14 protein-coding genes are annotated in these 17,748 nt (G+C 49.1%); 3 read left to right on the top strand and 11 right to left on the bottom strand.

Annotated features, from left to right (window positions below):
• Window positions 1-61: 61 nt before the first annotated feature.
• The 3 genes from D1831_RS06525 to D1831_RS14540 form a co-directional block, all read right to left on the bottom strand.
• Window positions 62-2,113, bottom strand: a complete 2,052-nt coding sequence (locus D1831_RS06525) for a KUP/HAK/KT family potassium transporter (protein ID WP_125072129.1) — start codon at window positions 2,111-2,113, stop codon at window positions 62-64.
• A gap of 414 nt (window positions 2,114-2,527) precedes the next feature.
• Window positions 2,528-3,964, bottom strand: coding sequence for an amino acid permease (locus D1831_RS06530; protein ID WP_125072130.1), 1,437 nt, complete (start codon window positions 3,962-3,964; stop codon window positions 2,528-2,530).
• A gap of 251 nt (window positions 3,965-4,215) precedes the next feature.
• Window positions 4,216-4,365, bottom strand: a complete 150-nt coding sequence (locus D1831_RS14540; protein WP_179950298.1) for a hypothetical protein — start codon at window positions 4,363-4,365, stop codon at window positions 4,216-4,218.
• 131 nt (window positions 4,366-4,496) lie between these two features.
• On the opposite strand from D1831_RS14540, the gene cls reads away from it, so the two are divergent.
• Window positions 4,497-5,942 carry a cardiolipin synthase gene (gene cls / locus D1831_RS06535; protein WP_179950299.1) on the top strand — a complete coding sequence of 482 codons (1,446 nt, stop codon included), beginning with the start codon at window positions 4,497-4,499 and terminating at the stop codon, window positions 5,940-5,942.
• 64 nt (window positions 5,943-6,006) lie between these two features.
• On the opposite strand, the gene D1831_RS06540 is transcribed toward cls, so the two are convergent.
• The 3 genes from D1831_RS06540 to D1831_RS06550 all read right to left on the bottom strand — a co-directional run bounded on the left by D1831_RS06540 (window position 6,007) and on the right by D1831_RS06550 (window position 9,329).
• Window positions 6,007-6,789 carry a tyrosine-protein phosphatase gene (locus D1831_RS06540; RefSeq protein ID WP_125072132.1) on the bottom strand — a complete coding sequence of 261 codons (783 nt, stop codon included), beginning with the start codon at window positions 6,787-6,789 and terminating at the stop codon, window positions 6,007-6,009.
• A gap of 254 nt (window positions 6,790-7,043) precedes the next feature.
• Entirely contained in the window at window positions 7,044-8,015 is a 972-nt protein-coding gene (locus tag D1831_RS06545) for a GMP reductase (protein WP_179950301.1), read from the bottom strand.
• Window positions 8,016-8,039: 24 nt separating this feature from the next.
• The gene (locus D1831_RS06550) at window positions 8,040-9,329 is read right to left on the bottom strand and encodes an adenylosuccinate synthase (RefSeq protein WP_125072134.1); all 1,290 of its coding nucleotides are present in this window, start codon (window positions 9,327-9,329) and stop codon (window positions 8,040-8,042) included.
• A 317-nt stretch (window positions 9,330-9,646) separates the two neighbouring features.
• On the opposite strand from D1831_RS06550, the gene purB reads away from it, so the two are divergent.
• Window positions 9,647-10,945 carry an adenylosuccinate lyase gene (gene purB / locus D1831_RS06555; protein WP_125072135.1) on the top strand — a complete coding sequence of 433 codons (1,299 nt, stop codon included), beginning with the start codon at window positions 9,647-9,649 and terminating at the stop codon, window positions 10,943-10,945.
• 143 nt (window positions 10,946-11,088) lie between these two features.
• On the opposite strand, the gene D1831_RS06560 is transcribed toward purB, so the two are convergent.
• From D1831_RS06560 to D1831_RS06570, 3 genes are all read right to left on the bottom strand, one after another.
• A complete protein-coding gene (locus D1831_RS06560; protein WP_125072136.1) occupies window positions 11,089-12,426 on the bottom strand; it encodes a dihydrolipoyl dehydrogenase family protein in 1,338 nt (445 codons plus the stop codon).
• Between the two features lie 147 nt (window positions 12,427-12,573).
• Entirely contained in the window at window positions 12,574-13,032 is a 459-nt protein-coding gene (locus D1831_RS06565; RefSeq protein WP_125072137.1) for a nitroreductase family protein, read from the bottom strand.
• 73 nt (window positions 13,033-13,105) lie between these two features.
• A complete protein-coding gene (locus D1831_RS06570; protein WP_125072138.1) occupies window positions 13,106-13,741 on the bottom strand; it encodes a class I SAM-dependent methyltransferase in 636 nt (211 codons plus the stop codon).
• Window positions 13,742-13,881: 140 nt separating this feature from the next.
• On the opposite strand from D1831_RS06570, the gene D1831_RS06575 reads away from it, so the two are divergent.
• Window positions 13,882-15,006, top strand: a complete 1,125-nt coding sequence (locus D1831_RS06575) for a glycerate kinase (protein ID WP_125072139.1) — start codon at window positions 13,882-13,884, stop codon at window positions 15,004-15,006.
• A gap of 75 nt (window positions 15,007-15,081) precedes the next feature.
• On the opposite strand, the gene D1831_RS06580 is transcribed toward D1831_RS06575, so the two are convergent.
• On the bottom strand, window positions 15,082-16,026 hold the full coding sequence (locus tag D1831_RS06580; RefSeq protein ID WP_125072140.1) for an alpha/beta hydrolase: 945 nt from the start codon (window positions 16,024-16,026) through the stop codon (window positions 15,082-15,084).
• Between the two features lie 486 nt (window positions 16,027-16,512).
• Window positions 16,513-17,139, bottom strand: a complete 627-nt coding sequence (locus D1831_RS06585; protein WP_158610641.1) for a DUF3862 domain-containing protein — start codon at window positions 17,137-17,139, stop codon at window positions 16,513-16,515.
• Between the last annotated feature and the right edge of the window lie 609 nt (window positions 17,140-17,748).

Genomic DNA, 17,748 nt, shown 5'->3' on the forward strand with positions numbered 1-17,748 from the left:
ATAAAACGAAGCGTCCCCCGTAACCGGTGATCAAAATCGGTTGCGGGGGACGCTTTTTACGTTATTTTTTAGCGTGGTGACGCCCACCCTTTTGGGGGTGCATCGCGTGGTGGACTTGCAAACTAGTTAACGTAGGGTCGGTTGCCGGTGTCGTAAAGAGCGGAATGGTTTCTTCCAAAACGTCGCTGAATTCCAAGCCGTACCAGATGGCGGGGGACGGAGTAATGTTTTGGAGCAGGACCCGGCCGCCGATTAGGAGGCGGTCCAGTTGGTGCATCGTCGGGTAACTCGCAAGGTCCATGATCTGCTGGTTTTGAACGACGAACTTAAAGTCACCGACCCGCCGCGGTTTAGTCGTTCCGTAGTTGGAGCGTTGCGGGTCGATACTGCGATTGTTGATTAAGGTGGTGACGATCTGCCGCAAGTATAAATTGACGTGTTGGGATTTTCGAAATCCTAAGTTGAGCTGGACTTCCACAATATTGCGGGTCCCGAGCATGTCGATGCTGTAATTACAATCGTACGGGCGGTTCGTTTCGTTAATCGTAATGAACCAGTAAACCTTTGCCCGCTTGGGCCGCTTATCTAAGATGGAGTAGAGGATGGAACGTTTGACGCGGTGTTGGTGGTCAACCTTCGCCAAATAAACTAGGTTGGTCGCAAACAGTGGGATGCGGTCGTCGTGGCTGAGTTGGATCAGCTGTTGACGGTAGTCGAGGATGTTGATTTGTTCGTTGGCCCGGTTATATTTTAAGCGGCGTTTATTACCAAAGAACCAGGTGACCATGATTAAAAAGATGGTCAACGTTAGTCCGAGGGTCAAATACCCCCCGTGAATAAACTTAGTTAAACTGGCCGTTAAAAAAACGGTTTCCAGCAGGCCAAAGCCAATTAACAGCGCAAGTGCCGCGTGTCGGTGGCCCTTCATGCAGACCCACTGACTTAACAGAATGGTGGTCATGAGCATGGTGATCGTAATTGCTAAGCCGTACGCCGCTTCCATGCGGGCCGATGATTGGAAAATCCAAACGATACCCAGGGTCCCGGCACAGAGTAACCAGTTAATGGCACCGATGTAAATTTGACTGCGAACGTTGCTGGGATGGCGGATGATCATCCGGGGCAGAAACTTTAACCCGATGGCTTCATCGACTAAGGTGTATGAGCCGGTGATCAGGGCTTGTGACGCAATGATGGCGGCTAGGGTCGCAATGATAATCATCGCAATTCGCAAATTGGCGGGGACCATTTCGTAAAACGGGTTTAAGTTGGTCGCGTTTTGCCAGGTGGCCGTGTTGTAATGACCAATGATCCAAGCGCCCTGACCTAAATAATTCAAAATTAACGTGAGGTAAACGAAGGGCCAGGTCGCGTTAATATTGGCCTTACCAACGTGGCCCATGTCGGAATAGAGGGCCTCCGCCCCGGTCGTTGCGAGAAAGACGCTGCCGAGAATGAAGATGCCCATTTTGTTGGTGGGACTAAATAAGACTTGTAGGGCGTATAACGGGGAAAGGGCCTTTAAAATTTCGGGAGCTTGTCCAATGTTAATGACACCAAAAACACCGATGGCCGTGAACCATAACAACATAATCGGCCCAAACGAACGGCCAATTACGGCGGTACCAAAGCCTTGGATCATGAATAGAATTAATAGGATTCCGGTAACGGTCAGGGGGACTAACCACGGGTGTTGACTAAAAATCGCAAAGTTAGGAATTCCCCGTAAGCCTTCCACGGCGGAGGTGACCGTGACGGCTGGGGTTAGCGTTCCGTCGGCGAGTAGGGCGGCGCCGCCAATTAGTGCAATAAAAATTAGCCACTTAGCCCGGTGACGGACGAGGGCGTATAACGCAAAAATACCACCTTCATGGTGGTTATCAGCCCGCAAAGCAATGATGACGTACTTAACGGTGGTGATGAGCATTAACGTCCAAAAAATTAGGGAGACGCTCCCGATGACGTAGTCGGGGGTGGCCTGGTTTAGCGCCCCGTTATCGTTAATGATGGCGTTCATAACGTAAAGTGGTGACGTTCCGATATCGCCGTAGACGACCCCTAGCGTAATCAACATGCCAAATAGCGAACGTTTTTGCACTTTTTGCTTGTCCATCGTTGTCTTTCCCCCCCGTCGCGCCGTACTTGATTGGTGCCTCATACTATACTAGGTTTTGCGTAGGACTGGGAATTTTACCGCTCCAAACGGGACGTTTTCCCCCGTTTTTCCGGCGGGCTTTGTAAGCTGAATGAAGTTTCACGGTCAGAGTGTGCCAAAAGTCGGTTAGCTGGTGAGCGTTAACGGCGTATGGCGAATAATCCTGGGCTTGGATTGTTTGACATACGGGGTTAAGCGGAGCCCGCTGACTTTTGAAACCCGTTTCGACAATAATTATTCGGAGATGAAAACGAGACCGTGACTTTTGTCACAGCCTCATAAATTTAACGCGGTCAGGCTGCTTGGTTCAAAAAAAAGCGACCATCCCCAACCGGGAACGGTCACTTGTGAGTTGTCATCAGTTAGAAACCGTTACTTGGTGAACTTAGACGGCTTTTTAGCCAGAATACCGTTTAACTTGGAGTGCTTGATGGAATAGCTGAAGTAAACGATCATCCCGACGGCTAACCAAATAACGAACCGTAACCAGGTGACGGGTTTTAAGTTGATCAGTAAGAAAACACAGCAGATAATGGACATAATTGGAACAAATGGAACCCACGGGGTGCGGAACGGCCGGCGTAAATCGGGTTGGGTCTTGCGTAAGTGCAAAACGGAGAACGAAACGAGTACGAAGGCGGTCAACGTCCCAATGTTAACGAGTTCGGCCAACGCGGCGAGGGGAATGAAGCCGCCCATGACGGCCGCGATGACGCCGAATAGCAGGGTGGACTTTACCGGAGCGCCCGACTTTTTATCAATGGCACTGAAAACGGGAGGGAGTAAACCGTCGCGTGACATTGAGAAGGAGATACGGGTTTGGCCGTACAGGCAAACGAGCATTACGGTCGTCATACCCAGAATGGCACCTAAATCAACAATTCCGGCAATCCAGTTTTGACCAGAATAGACTAAAACCGCGGATACCGGGTGATCAATGTACTTCGCGAACATCCGAAACGGAACGACTCCGGTCATAATGGCGGATACGCTGACATAGAGGATGGTACAAATCCCCAGCGATAGGAGCATGGCTTTGGGCAACGTTTTTGATGGTTCCAAGGTCTCTTCAACGCTGGAAGAAATGGCGTCAAAACCGATGAAGGCGAAGAACACGCTGGAAGCTGCGCCGAAGACCCCCTTCATCCCATAGGGCAGGAGTGGTGTCCAGTTGGCCGGTTTAATAAACCGCATGGCCGTAAAAATGAAAAGGAGCACGATGGCAATCTTAATGACTACCATGACGTTGTTGACCCGTTTGGTTTCCTTGACCCCCACGGAAAGTAACGTCGTGATCAGTAAAATGATGGTGAACGCCGGTAAGTTAAAGAAGCTCGTCACGCCCGGTGTGGAACCCGCCGCGGCGCTTAAAACGGTCGGTAATTTGAGCCCGAAACCGGCAATGAATGATTGAAAGTACCCGGACCAGCCGGCCGACACCGTCGAAACGGCAAATAGGTATTCAAGCATTAAATCCCAACCAATGATAAACGCAATAATTTCACCTAACGTGGTATACGAGTACGTGTAAGCCGAGCCGCTTTCGGGAACCATTGCGGCAAATTCGGCGTAACAGAGGGAGGCAAACAAGCAGGCCACCGCGGCCATTACGAACGAGATCATTAAGCCGGGTCCGGCAGTCAGTGCCCCGGTCCCGGTCAAGACAAAAATCCCGGTCCCAATAATTGCGCCGATACCAAGCATGGTCAAGTCGAAGGTTTTCATTTCTTTACGGAGTGGACTGTGGTAGTGGGCTAACATGTCGTTGATATCCTTTTTTCGAAGTAATCGATTGTGTGATAAATCCATAAACATCGCCCCATTCGTTTTAATGATTCTTATTTTAATCGGATTATTAATTTTGATAATGGCTAATTAGCTTTAAAAATGGTGGAATTTTAGCTAATTTAGCTAAAATTAATTTAAATAAACGAATTATATGGGCTTCTGATAAGCGAATTGTTCTAGATAGTCACTATGGTGAACCTACCGGACTAAAAAGTTTTAAGGAATAAAAAAAATAGGCCCGGGTTTTACCGGAACCTATCTATAGAACGCTTTTAACGGTGTTTACGAAAGTAATTATAAGCTACGGACAGTAGAATGATGATCAAGAGTATCCCGATTGCGGCCCGCGGTCCGGCCGCCCGTTCCGTCATGTGAAACATCCGGATGGGACCGAGGCCGTGGACGCCAAACATTGCTAACATTTAAAAATCCTCCTTAGCGCGATTATTACCGTTTTTATTGAAAAATGCAAAAATTCCATTCGCAAAAGATTATTATTGCAATGGGTTCTGCGGTAGAATGAATTTATCATTAAAATAGGTGGGTGCCTTCATTGCAATATATTTTGCCAATTATAAACGTCATTGTGATTATTAACGCGGTGGCAGCGGTTATTACGGTTTTCCGTGACCGTCGGGATATTGCGGCGACCTGGGCTTGGCTGCTCGTGTTGATCATGATTCCGGTTGCCGGATTCGTGGCGTACGCGTTTCTGGGCCGGAAGTTGCCGAAAAACCGGTTATTCCGATTAAAAAAAGAGACCCAAATTCGCTTAGAGCAAATGATTCAACGCCAGCGTGACGAGCTCGGTTCGGAACTGATGCCGGCCGACGCGGTTACGAGTTCAGTGCGGGGGATGGTCAGCTTGTTCTTGAATTCGGACGGGGCGTTGCTTAGTCGGAAAAATCGGGTCAAAATTTTTACGGACGGCCACGAGAAGTTTCACGCCATGTTTCAAGATATTGAGGCTGCTAAAAAACATATTCACATTGAATATTACACCTTTTATAACGATCGAATCGGTAACGAGTTGCTGCACTTGTTAGAACGGAAGGCGGCCGAGGGAGTTGACGTCCGGGTTTTGTACGATCCGTGGGGGTCGATGGGCACTTTTCGGAGCTTCTTTAAACACCTGGAAGAACTGGGCGGGCACGCCCGACCATTCTTGGGCGCGCATTCGGCGATTCTCGACTTTCGGTTAAACTTTCGTGATCACCGGAAGATTGTGGTTACGGACGGGCGGGTCGGCTACGTCGGTGGTTTTAACGTTGGCGATCAGTACCTTGGGCGCGACAAGAAATTCGGTTATTGGCGCGACACCCATTTGCGGATCGTAGGCTCCGGCGTGTTCGAATTGCAGGAACGCTTCATTCGCGATTGGAACGCTACCGACGCGGAACACCGGATCGAACCGTCCGCCGAAATGTTCCCGGTGATCAAGGTTAAGGGGAACACGTCGTTACAAATTGTTTCGAGTGGCCCCGACAACGATGGCCAACAAATTAAAATGGGTTATATTAAAATGATCATGACCGCGCAACAACGTTTGTGGATTCAGTCACCGTATTTGATTCCCGATGATTCGGTACTGGATGCAATTCGCATCGCGGCCATGTCCGGGGTCGACGTACGGATCATGGTACCGGATAAACCGGACCACGCTTTCGTCTACCGGGCAACGCAATATTATGCCAGCGAACTCGCGGAAGCTGGCGTCAAAATTTATTATTATAATAATGGTTTTATTCACGCCAAAACGATGGTGATTGATGGGCAAGTGGCATCGGTCGGTTCGGCTAATATGGACTTTCGAAGCTTTAAGTTAAACTTTGAAGTGAACGCCTTTTTGTACGATACTGACTTAGCGAAGGAACTAGAAACGGTTTTCCTACGGGATCAGGACTTAAGCAGTCTGGTCACCGTGCAAGATTTCAAGGACCAGTCGTTCTGGTTGAAGTTTAAGCAAACCTTCTCAAGACTATTATCGCCAATTCTATAGCTTTAACTGGTAAGACCAAAAACGTACGGCTTAGTTAGGAAAGACAACTAAGACCGTGCGTTTTTTAATCCAAATAGAGTTTTTTCAAGTCGTTTACGTCGGCAACTGACAGACCTAAAACGTCGTGCAAGTAGCCCAGGCCACTTCCATAGAGGTCGTCAAAGACCCGGAAGACCATTTTTAAGTTATCGGCTTCAACGGACATGGCGACGTTGAACTGACTGGCAAGGTCACCGGCGTTAGCCTTAGTAATGATGGTGTCAGTATCCATGCTGTCCGCCGCCATGAAGACCGCGTTAGTCAGCAAGTAGTCTTGCATGATGGTTTCACGCGGGACGTCGAGGGCGGTCATGATCAGGGCGGCGGCGACACCGGTGCGGTCCTTGCCCGCTGCACAGTGGAAGAGGACGGATTGGTTAGGTTCGGTGTTTGCTAGTAAGGTGGCGAAGAGTGTTTGCCAAACTTTAACGGGATGACTGTCGGTCACCATCTGTGCGTACGTTTGGGCGTTAAACGAGTCGTCAACGACGAGCCGTTTGATCAGCCGTTTTAGGCGGCGGTCAAAGCGCCGGTTGTCGGTAAAGGGGTAAACGGACGTGTTGAGATACTTAGTCCGTTTAGGGTAGCGGTCCGGGGACATCTGGGCCTCGTTCTCCTGCCGCAGATCAATGTCGTACCGCAGGCCGTAATCGTCCAAGTAAGCTAAGTCCGATTTAGTTAAAAGTGACATGCCGCCGCAGCGAAGCAGCTTTTGCCACTTAAGGGTCTTGCCGGCCGCGTTTTCGTAACCGCCGAGTTCCCGAAAATTGATACCGTGTTCCAAGCGTAAAACCCGATTATGTTCCATAAGTGATTACCTCGATTAGTGATTTAATCTAAGTATAACCGCTTTCATTGCCGCTGTCAGGGGAAATTGAGGGCTAGAAGTATCAAAAAAATACGGAGACAAACTTTAAGGCGTGTAAATTACCCAAAGTAAACGGGAAAATTTACACGCCTTGCATTTTCGTGGCAATGGTGCAGAAAAGTGGGTCACAAGTCAGCTTGTCCCGCTTAACGTAAAACAATCTGACTTGTGACCCACTCTAATCTGTTAAAAGCTTAGTCGCCGTTATAGATGGAATTCTTCACAATCACGTAGTCGCATTTCGTGATGGCTTTTAAATCGCGTCCGCCGGCATAGGAAATGGAGGATTGAAGATCTTCTTGCATTTCATTTAACGTGTCGGCAAGGTGTCCACGGTAAGGGACCAACATTTGTTTACCCTCGACGTTTTTGTGTTCGCCTTTTTGGGTTTCACTAGCCGAGCCGTAATACTGTTTGTAAGTTTTGCCGTCGATTTTAATGACGTTACCCGGGGATTCCTGGTGACCGGCTAACATGGAGCCAATCATGACCATGGTGGCGCCAAAGCGAATGGACTTGGCGATGTCACCGTTAGTCCGGACACCCCCGTCCGCGATAATTGGTTTGCGCGCCGCTTTGGCACACCACCGCACGGCGGCTAGTTGCCAGCCACCGGTTCCAAAACCGGTCTTGATTTTAGTAATGCAGGCCTTACCGGGCCCGACGCCGACCTTGGTAGCGTCGGCGCCGGCGTTTTCTAAGTCACGAACCGCCGCCGGAGTGGCAACGTTCCCGGCAATCACAAAACTTGTTGGCAACACTTTTTTAATGTGCTTGATCATTTCAATCACGCTGTCGGCGTGGCCGTGGGCGATATCAATCGTCACATATTCGGGAACGCAGTCGTTCATGGCTAATTCGTCGATAAAGTCATACTCGGAAGATTTGACTCCCACGGAAATGGAAGCGAACAGGTTGGCAGTGTGCATACTTTCAACAAAGGCGCGCCGCGTTTCTGGCGCAAACCGGTGCATAATGTAAAAGTAATCGTGGCTGGCTAACCACTTTGCAAGTTCTTCGTTGATGACGGTTGCCATGTTGGCGGGAACTACCGGGATTTTAAACCGGCGGCCGCCGAGCTCCACGGTCGTGTCCGCTTCCGAACGGCTGTTGATGACACACTTGTTCGGAATTAATTGAATATCTTCGTAGTCAAAAATTTCCATTGCCATAAGTCCAGCACTCCTTAATTAGTTCCAGATATCGTGGTCGATAACGTTAGTTTGTTCGCGGTCGGGACCAACGGAGAAGGTCGCAATTTTGACGCCGACCAATTCTTCGATCCGCTTTAAGTAGTTGCGGGCGTTTTCTGGTAATTCAGCTAACGTCTTGACACCGGTAATATCTTCGTCCCAACCAGGCAGTTCGTCGTAGATTGGTTTGCAAGCTTCCAATTCTTTTAAGCTGGCTGGGTAGTGGTAAATCGTTTCGCCGTTTAAATCGTAGGCGGTACAGATTTTAATCGTCTTTAAGCCGGTTAACACGTCTAAGCAGTTTAAGCTGAGGTGGGTTAAACCGGATACCCGCTTAGCGTGGCGTAAAACGACACTGTCAAACCAGCCGATACGCCGGGGCCGTTTCGTAACGGTTCCGTATTCATGAGCGGTTTCGCGAATGAAGTTCCCGACTTCGTCAAATAGTTCGGTTGGGAACGGGCCGTCACCCACGCGGGACGTGTAGGCTTTGAGGACACCAACGCAGTTATCGATCTTAGAAGGGCCGACGCCGCTCCCGATGGTAACACCACCGGCGACCGGGTTGGAAGACGTGACGTAAGGGTAGGTTCCTTGGTCAATGTCTAACATGACCCCCTGAGCGCCTTCAAATAAGACCCGTTTGCCATCATCCAGTGCGTCGTTGATCACTACGGAAGTGTCGGTAACGAACGGCTTTAATTTTTGGCCGTACGCGTAGTATTCTTCAAAGATATCGTCAAATTTTAGTGGTTCCATGTCGTAAAGCTTGGTAATAATTTGGTTTTTTTCAGCTAAGTTTCGTTTTAGGAGGGTGGCAAAGGTGTCCTTATCCAAGAGGTCCGCGACCCGAATCCCAATTCGTTCGGCCTTGTCCATGTAGGCCGGACCGATCCCTTTGTTGGTGGTCCCAATCTTACCGCTGGCCTTGGCTTTTTCTTGTGCACCGTCTAGGACGATGTGGTAAGGCAAGATAACGTGGGCCCGGTTAGATACCCGGAGGTTGTCGGGGTTCACACCGTTATCACGTAAGTAATCTAGTTCTTCAACTAAGGATTTCGGGTTTAGAACCACGCCGTTACCAATAACGGCTAACTTGTCATGGAAGAAGATCCCGGATGGAATCAGTCGTAATTTAAAAGTTTTACCATTAAATACGATGGTGTGGCCAGCGTTGTCGCCGCCTTGGTAACGTGATACCACATCTGCTTCCTGACTTAAAAAGTCCGTGATCTTTCCTTTACCTTCATCGCCCCATTGGCTACCTACTACTACGACTGATGCCATGTTTTTCCACCTCATTAAATAGTTTTAATTATGAATGTTCAATAGCAAAGAGCAGTGAAACGTTCACCACTCCAACAGCAATGAGTATAGCAATTTTTATCGTAAAACGCAACTTTAAATCCGAATGTTCTTATTTAGCGTTCTTTTTAATGTTCATGGTTAAGGACAAAATGCTGAAATATAAGCGGTTTTATTCCGTTGCTAATGAAAAATAAGTGGACTTTTTCATTGTTCGTCCCTACCCAACCCGCAGCCGGTATGGTATAATAATGTTCGTGTTTTGTTAGTGAATAAGTCAATAGAAATGAGGATTTGCAATGATTGATCGTTATACGCGTCCTGAAATGGGCAAAGTATGGTCGCTAGAAAACCAGTATCAAGCTTGGTTAGAAGTTGAAATTGCAGCGGATGAAGCTTGGGCAGAGTTAGGCAAGATTCCGGCCGAAGACGTCGCTAAAATTCGGGATAACGCTAAGTTTGACGTTGACCGGATTGCCGAGATTGAAGCCGTGACGCACCACGACGTCGTGGCCTTTACCCGGGACGTTTCCGAATCATTAGGTGATGAACGCAAATGGGTGCACTACGGTTTAACGAGTACCGACGTGGTCGATACCGCACAAGGCTACCGTTTAAAACAAGCGAATGCCATTATTCGTCAAGATTTACAAGCTTTACGCACCACACTAGCACAACAGGCTAAAAAATATAAATACACCGTTGAAATGGGGCGGACGCACGGTGTTCACGCCGAACCAACGACCTTTGGGCTGAAGTTAGCCCGCTGGTACTCCGAAATCAACCGCAACATTGAACGCTTTGACCACGCGGCGGCCGGCGTTGAAGCGGGCAAGATCAGTGGAGCGGTTGGGACGTTCGCCAACATCCCACCGTTCGTTGAGAAGTTCGTTTGTGACAAACTGGGAATTCGGGCGCAAGAAATTTCGACACAAGTTTTACCACGGGACTTACACGCTGAATACATTGCAACGATTGCTTTGATGGCAACTAGTGTCGAAGTGATTGCCACCGAGATTCGGGGCTTACAAAAGTCTGAAACTCACGAAGTTGAAGAATTTTTCAACAAGGGCCAAAAAGGCTCTTCGGCCATGCCGCATAAACGGAATCCAATTGGTTCCGAAAACGTCACTGGTTTGGCCCGCGTCTTACGCGGCCACATGATGACGGCTTACGAAGACGTTCCGTTATGGCACGAACGTGATATTTCGCACTCTTCGGCTGAACGGATCATTTTACCGGATTCCACCATTTTGATTGATTACATTTTGACTCGAATCAATAAAATTGTTTCTAACTTAACGGTCTTTCCGGAACGAATGAAGCAAAATATGGACGCAACGTACGGGTTGATTTACAGCCAACGGGTCCTCCTGAAGCTGATTGATACCGGGATGTCCCGGGAAGCGGCTTATGACTTAGTACAACCGCTGACCGCCAAAGCTTGGGATGAGCAGTTACATTTCAAACCGTTAGTTGAAGGAAACGCCGAGATCCGCCAACACCTAGATCAGGCCGCCATTGATGATGCGTTTGATTACCACTACCACTTACGGCACGTGGACGATATCTTTAAGCGTTTGGGCCTAGATGATTAATTAAAACGAACAAGCTAAAGCGCACGTTTTAGCGGGTTTACTACAAAATAAGGCGCCTAAATTACTCAAAAACTGAGTAGTTTAGGCGCCTTAAAATTTTGTTAGCGTAGTGGAGCAGTTGGACTTGAAAAATTGAACTGGGTTTATGCCCGGTGCCAAGCGGCGTAACCAATTGTTGGGAAAAGTCCGATCAGCCGGTTGACCTGATTACGGTCCATTTTAAACTCAATGGCGGGAAGGAGGGCGTTGACCGCGTTTTCCGCCTGGTCACTCATTTCCGTGACGCCTACGAGGTGACCCGCGGCGTCGTGCACCTGCTTACTCTGGGCAAGCGGTTCGCGGTCGACTTGATAGTACCAGTAATTGGCCAAGTCGTTGGTCGTTACTTTGAGCCCCTGAGCAGCGGCTTGCTCGACTGTGACACCGGCCTGGGCGATCCGTGGTGACGTAAAGACCACCGTCGGAATGGTTGGAAATTGGATTGGGGCGGTCGTTTGGCCCGAGAACAATTGCATTAAATATTTTGATTCAAAGTAGGCGGCCGGGGTAACTTTTGGTTGATCGCTCTGAATTACGTCACCGGCGGCGTAAATATTGGCAACCGTTGTTTGCAGGTGGTCGTTAACTTGAACGCCAGTGCGGGCATCAAATTGAACGCCCACTTTTGTGAGTCCTAAGCCGTCCAAGTTAGGGATACGGCCAGTGGCGTCGAGAATCCAGTCGGTCGTAAGTTGTTGATGGTCCCCGTAGTTAACGCGGTACTGGTCGCCTGCTTGTTCAAAGGACTGAACGTTGGCGTTCGTGATGAACGTGACGCCGCGTTGTTTGAGGTCCGCCACGACCTTTTGGACGAATGGTTGGTAAAATTTGCGCAGGACGGTGTCACCGCGGAGTAGTACTGTGACCGCAGCACCGGCTTCGTTAGCCATGGTGGCAAATTCCATGCCGATATAGCCGCCACCCACGATTGTCAGGTGGTCTGGTAGCTGGGTCAAGTTCATGAAGGCTTCACTGTCGTGGGCGAGTTCGGTCCCTGGGATCGCGAGTCGGTGGGGCTTTAAGCCGGTTGCGATGACAATTTTTTCGGCCGTCACGTCCTGATTACCGTTGATCGTCACCGTGTGGGCGTCTTTAAACTGTGCGTGACCCTTAATGATTTTGGCCCCGGCGTCTTCTAACCGCGCGGTCAATCCCTGGGGTAACGGGTCAATGATTGATTGTTTATGAGCAACGTTAGCCGTCCAGTCAATTTGCGGGTGGTTTTTAAGAACGGTTCCTAACCGGTCAGCTTCTCTGGTGATTTTAACGGCTTCGTCCAGCGTGATTTTGGCGTTACAGCCACGGTTAGGACAAGTCCCACCAATTAAGCCGCTTTCGATAACGCCGACCGAGACACCGGTGGCAGCCAGCGGGGCGGCCCCGTCAAACGTTGCGTGGCCGGCCCCAATGTAGAGTACGTCGAAATCAAATTTAGTTGTCATTATGAATAGTCCTCCTATAAATGATTTGCTGGCTTAAGCATAACGGGTTTTAAAAGCGCTGACAATTAATTTGATTAGTTTCCTTATTTTTAAAATAAAAAAACAACTTCTTAAGGGGCCGCCCTAAGAAGTTGTTACCAAGTCTGATTATTTAATGATTTCTTTTTTGATCCGATCGTCCGGTAAATTCCGGGGTGTAAAGGTTTCTGTGGTTTGACCTAAGGTTAGCACAACCAGTGGTTTGAAACCGGCGGGTAGAACGTCGGCTGGAATCGACCCTAAACTGGCCATGTTGTAGTTGGCACCCAGACCAAGGTCTTCGGCGGCCAGTTCCATGTTGTGGACAATGATGCCGGCTGAGACGCCTTCCATGGTGGTTGCGGCGTTTGCAGCGACGATGATCACTGTTGGCGCACCGTGAATTCCGTTCAATTGGGCCAAAACGTCTTCCTTTTGAATGGCAATGATCCGGTAGTTTTCAAACTGGCTCATGCCAACTGCCCCGGCGTTACCGGCCTTTAAAATCGTTTGAAGCTGTTCGTCAGAAATTTGACCGTTAAATTCCCGAATGGCTTTTCGGGACTGGATCATTTTGAGTGTTTCCATTATAAAATACCCCCACTTAAATTGAAATTAACTTAATCATACCCGTTTTTGAATCCGTTTGCACGCTCGTTTTTTATTTAGCGTGGTGCCGTTGGTGGGATTGCCGGTCGTACTTACGCTGCAGTTTTTTAGAGAGGGTGTGTTCCTTGGCAGCGTTTTTCTTTTGCTTTTTAAAAGGCCGCTTTTCCGCGTAAAAGACACAGTAGTCATTTAAGACGGTTACCTGAACGTGACCAAAAGTACTGCGGATTTTATTTTCGTACCACTTACGGCGCTTAGTGACCATGTAAAGGTGGCCGCCCATGGTGAGGTGGCGGTGAGCGTCCTCAATAAAGTTTTTAGCTACCGCGAAGTCGGTGTGGTACGGCGGGTTAGATAAGACGAGGTCAAAGGATTGTCCCGCAAGCTTTTCAAAACCGTTACTTTGTAAAATAGTGGGGGTCACCCCGTTACGCTGGGCATTCATTTTAGACAGACCAACCGCGTTTTGGTCAACGTCGACCATCGTGACGCGGTCGTGCGGATACTGGGTTGCCAGGTAAATACCAACAAAGCCGAAGCCGCAACCAAGGTCTAGTACTCGTAGACCGTCTTGGGTGTGGAGCTGTTCCATCATTGATTCGGTACCGAGGTCTAGGCCGTGGGGAGAAAAGACTTCGGGGTCAGTCTCGAATTGTAGCGTGGTTGCTTGATAGTTTATGGTTAACATAAGAGATGCTCCTTAATGAAACTGCTTTCCCGTTAAGCATACGTGTTCGGGAGTGGTGAGTAAAGTCTGCGGCGGTAATTGTGTCGTTTCAAGCTGACGCTTATACTAAAACTAACGATGAAGAAAAAGAAGGAATTTTGATGCACGCTTTAATTGCAATTGATTCGTTTAAAAATTCGATGACTAGTTTAACGGCCAATCGGACCGTAGCGACAGCGCTTGCGAAACACCACGTAACGGCGAGCCAGGTCGCAATTGCTGACGGGGGTGAGGGCACCGTCGCCGCTTTTTTAGCGAACCAACCTGGTGGTCAAGCCGTCACCGTAGCAACCGTCGACCTAGCGCAGCGCCCAATTCAAGCCACGTACGGTTATTTTGCGGAACAACACTTAGCCGTGATTGAAGTTGCGGCGGCCTCCGGGATTCAATTTTTAACGGCCGGTCTTAACCCCGCTAATACCAATACATACGGGACAGGATTATTGATCAAGGCGGCGATTGAACACGGTGCGACTAAAGTGATTTTAGGACTAGGCGGTAGTGGCACCGTTGACGGTGGTGCGGGTATTTTACGGGCTCTGGGAGTTGGCTTTTTTGATAAAAATGATCAGCCGTTGATGATGGTTGGGGCCGACCTAGCCCGGGTAGCACGAGTTGATACGAGTAAGGTGTTGCCGAAGCTTAGCCGAGTGACGTTCATTAGTGCCGCTGACGTGACTAATCCGCTGACGGGGAAACTGGGCGCAACCCGTGTATTTGGCCCCCAAAAGGGCTTGGATAGCGCCCAGTTGGCAACGTACGACGCGGCCATGGCCAATTATATGCAAGTGGTAACAGGCAGTGTTGAGAAGCACCCGGCCGACGGGGCAGCCGGTGGAATTGGTTTCGCTTTACGCTACTTTTTACACGCCCAAGTTCGTTCGGGATTTGAACTGATTGCCCAACTAAGTCACCTTAAAGCCCAGATTCAGCAAGCTGATTTAGTCATTTCGGGCGAAGGCCAGGTCGATGACCAGAGCTTTATGGGCAAGGTCCCTATTCAAATCAGTCACCTAGCCCAAGCGGCGGGAAAGAATTGTTACTTATTGGTAGGTAATCAGAAGGGGGCCGCGGCGACCTTCGCAAAGCAGGGAGTAACGGCGGTCCTACCGATCGTTGACCGGGTCATGACCCTAGAAGAGGCGCTGCAACGGGGACCGGAAAACCTAGCACGGACGGCTGACCGCTTAGCCCGACTGATTACTAACCCCGTTAAATTAAACTAAGCGTTACGGCTTACAGTTAGTTATTAATCAAAAATGCGCCCAACCATCAATTAGGTTGAGCGCATTTTAACTGGTCTAATTATTTTGGGGCAGGTAATTAGCCAAAAAGGCGGTTACGTGTTGTTGGTAGGCTACCGGGTCAATCCAAAAACTTTCGGCGTGAGTGGCGTTGGGAACTTGCCACATTTTTTTAGGACCGCCAGCGGCTTGGTAGTTTTTCTTTAACATCCAGCTCGGCACGTAAACGTCTTTTTCACCGTGAATGAAAAAAATTGGTCGGTGGTTGTGCCGTAACTGTTCTACGGAACTAACGTCACTTAAAAAGTAGCCCATGCGGTGGCGGTTAATAAAACTAACAATCGGCACGAAAGGGTACTTAGGCAGGTGAAACTGGCGCTTTAACAAGTAGGCCAGTTCCTCTTCAATGCTAGTGTAGCCGCAGTCGGCAATGATGGCTTGAACTTGGTTGGGCAACTTTTCACCACTCATCATCTCGACGGTGGCGCCTCCCATGCTGACACCAAAAAGGACAATTTGACTGCGCGACCCGTTGTTTTTAATGACCCGGGCGATCCAGCCGAGGTAGTCGCGCCGGTCTTGCCAGCCGAAGCTAATGTACTTACCGGCACTTTGGCCGTGACCGCGGTCGTCGGGTAACAGGACGTTGTAACCCATCTGGTGGAACATATAGGCGTAGTTGGCCATGGTTTCACCGTCACCCTTGTAACCATGGGAAACGATGACGGTCCGGTTACTAGTTGTGCTGGCCGGAACGTAGGTGGCAACTAGCCGGTTGGCTTCATCGTTGATGTTTAGTTGCCAAGTTTGAACGGGCTGACGGTGCAGCCAGTCGACGTAGGACCAGTAGGCACTGGCATACTTTTGCTTATCGGCAGACGTTTCGGGAACGTAGTCGACCCGTTTAAAGGCAAAGTTGTATAGCTTTTCGCTCGCAAGTAGGGTCGCTGAAAAAAGGGTAACTGGGGCCCCTAAAGCGGCGAGCAGGCGGCGCTTTTTCAATTTGATCACTCCTCATTCTCTCACCTAATCATCATAAGCCCGGGACGGGTGGGGGAGCAAGTTGGGATGCGGAAAATTCAGCTGGTTCGTTCGTAAAAATGGCTGGGGTTTGCCGCGGAAGTACGTAATTAACGGTGATTGCCGAAACGTGCTCTGGCCCAGCTGCTCCCTGTGCTTGCTATGCTACCAGCACCATGCCCAACCCGCATGATAAATGCTCAGGAGCAACCCGCTTGGACCTCACACTCTACAAAAAAACCACCGCCTCAGCGATGGTAGGAGTAGTTCATTTCGCAAGGTGGAGTGCCCAGCGAAACTGATTTTCATTAACTTTGGAGGAGTAAATGAAAAAGGTTCTGATGACTGGGCGTAAAACTCAGTCACCATGTTATCAGTATAGTCCTTTGATTGTTAAAAGATAAACGAAAACACCGTTTATTCGACAATGATTACGTGAACGGGTCAAGTGTTGCAGTTTTACCGCGATTAGATGGCCGTGCGGGACTTGGTCGTTAACTGGTTATGTTGAAACGTTAACGTCACGTTTGCCGCGGGCTGGCCCTGAATGTGATCGTACGTGACCGTTTGGACGTTCTCAGTTGCGGTCCCCCGGTTAGAAACGACGTTGGGCGTTCCGAGTTTAGCAGTAACTTGGTCGTAGGCCGCACCGGTCGGTAATTGATCCAGAGCTGCCGTAGTGATTTTGGTGTTTGGGTCTAACTTTGCGTCCCGGTAATTCTTCGCAACGACGCTATTATCGTGGAAGCTAACGCTGACTACGGCCCCGGCTAAACTTTTATCCGGATTTTCCCAAACGTAGGTTTTGACAGGACGGTCGTAGGCGTTTAAATGCGTGTAAGTCGTGTGATTAGGTTTACCGAGTAATGCCCGGACCTGTTCAATGGTGCTGGCATAGTCGTCTGGTTTAATGGCTAGTTGAATGCGATCAAAATTAGCACGGGTTACCCCCGGAATAAGTTTAGTTGTGCTGGGCCGCGAGGTGGCGCGGCGGTCGTCGTGGTGTGTGGCTGAAGACGTTGCGGTAGGATGACTACACGCGGTTAACGTCAAAAGTAACAGGCCTGAAAGTGCCACGATGATGTTTCTGAACATTGGTTGATTCCCCCATGGTTTTGAAAAACGGTCTAGTCCTTTTTCAATAAAGATACCATTGATTTTCAGAGATGTACATAGGTGCCGTGAAAAAGTGAAGAAAATGATGTGGACAATAAAAAACCACCGTATCGGGGAATACGGTGGAAAAAGGAGTAGGGTAGGCATGCGACGGGGAATCACATGCCACTATGAATTTCATTACTTTGGAGGAGTAAATGAAAAATTTTAGGTTGTGTTATAGCTGATTGAGTTAACCTCAATTGCTATGATGTAATCATACCGAGGGCGTGTGAAGAATATGTGAACGAACCGGTTTAATGTGGTGAAAAAAGTAATAAGGAAAGTTAAAGAGTGCAAAAAAAGCCGGTCAGCTTCTGAGCAGAGCCTAGGCCCGCCGATAATCAACGGTTTGTGTTGATTGTCGGCGGGCCGTAGCTCAGCGCAGGAAGTTGGCTTTTTTTGCACGTTTCTAAAGCGGCAATGGAGGGTTTAAAGGCTAAGATGTGCCGCAATAATGAGGGTGGTAGGCTGTGGTGGGCTGTAACTAGCGCGAGCAACATCGGTAATAAAAAAAGGATCCACAACCAACGTTTTTCAACGGTTGTG

The sequence above is a fragment of the Lactiplantibacillus garii genome (assembly GCF_003885105.1).
Classification (GTDB): domain Bacteria; phylum Bacillota; class Bacilli; order Lactobacillales; family Lactobacillaceae; genus Lactiplantibacillus; species Lactiplantibacillus garii.

Coding starts and splice junctions, on each gene's coding strand:
- D1831_RS06560 (WP_125072136.1), bottom strand. CDS start 12,426: ATGACAACTAAATTTGATTTCGACGTACTCTACATTGGGGCCGGCCAC.
- D1831_RS06570 (WP_125072138.1), bottom strand. CDS start 13,741: ATGTTAACCATAAACTATCAAGCAACCACGCTACAATTCGAGACTGAC.
- D1831_RS14540 (WP_179950298.1), bottom strand. CDS start 4,365: ATGTTAGCAATGTTTGGCGTCCACGGCCTCGGTCCCATCCGGATGTTT.
- D1831_RS06585 (WP_158610641.1), bottom strand. CDS start 17,139: ATGTTCAGAAACATCATCGTGGCACTTTCAGGCCTGTTACTTTTGACG.
- D1831_RS06565 (WP_125072137.1), bottom strand. CDS start 13,032: ATGGAAACACTCAAAATGATCCAGTCCCGAAAAGCCATTCGGGAATTT.
- D1831_RS06575 (WP_125072139.1), top strand. CDS start 13,882: ATGCACGCTTTAATTGCAATTGATTCGTTTAAAAATTCGATGACTAGT.
- D1831_RS06540 (WP_125072132.1), bottom strand. CDS start 6,789: ATGGAACATAATCGGGTTTTACGCTTGGAACACGGTATCAATTTTCGG.
- D1831_RS06550 (WP_125072134.1), bottom strand. CDS start 9,329: ATGGCATCAGTCGTAGTAGTAGGTAGCCAATGGGGCGATGAAGGTAAA.
- D1831_RS06525 (WP_125072129.1), bottom strand. CDS start 2,113: ATGGACAAGCAAAAAGTGCAAAAACGTTCGCTATTTGGCATGTTGATT.
- purB (WP_125072135.1), top strand. CDS start 9,647: ATGATTGATCGTTATACGCGTCCTGAAATGGGCAAAGTATGGTCGCTA.
- D1831_RS06530 (WP_125072130.1), bottom strand. CDS start 3,964: ATGGATTTATCACACAATCGATTACTTCGAAAAAAGGATATCAACGAC.
- D1831_RS06545 (WP_179950301.1), bottom strand. CDS start 8,015: ATGGAAATTTTTGACTACGAAGATATTCAATTAATTCCGAACAAGTGT.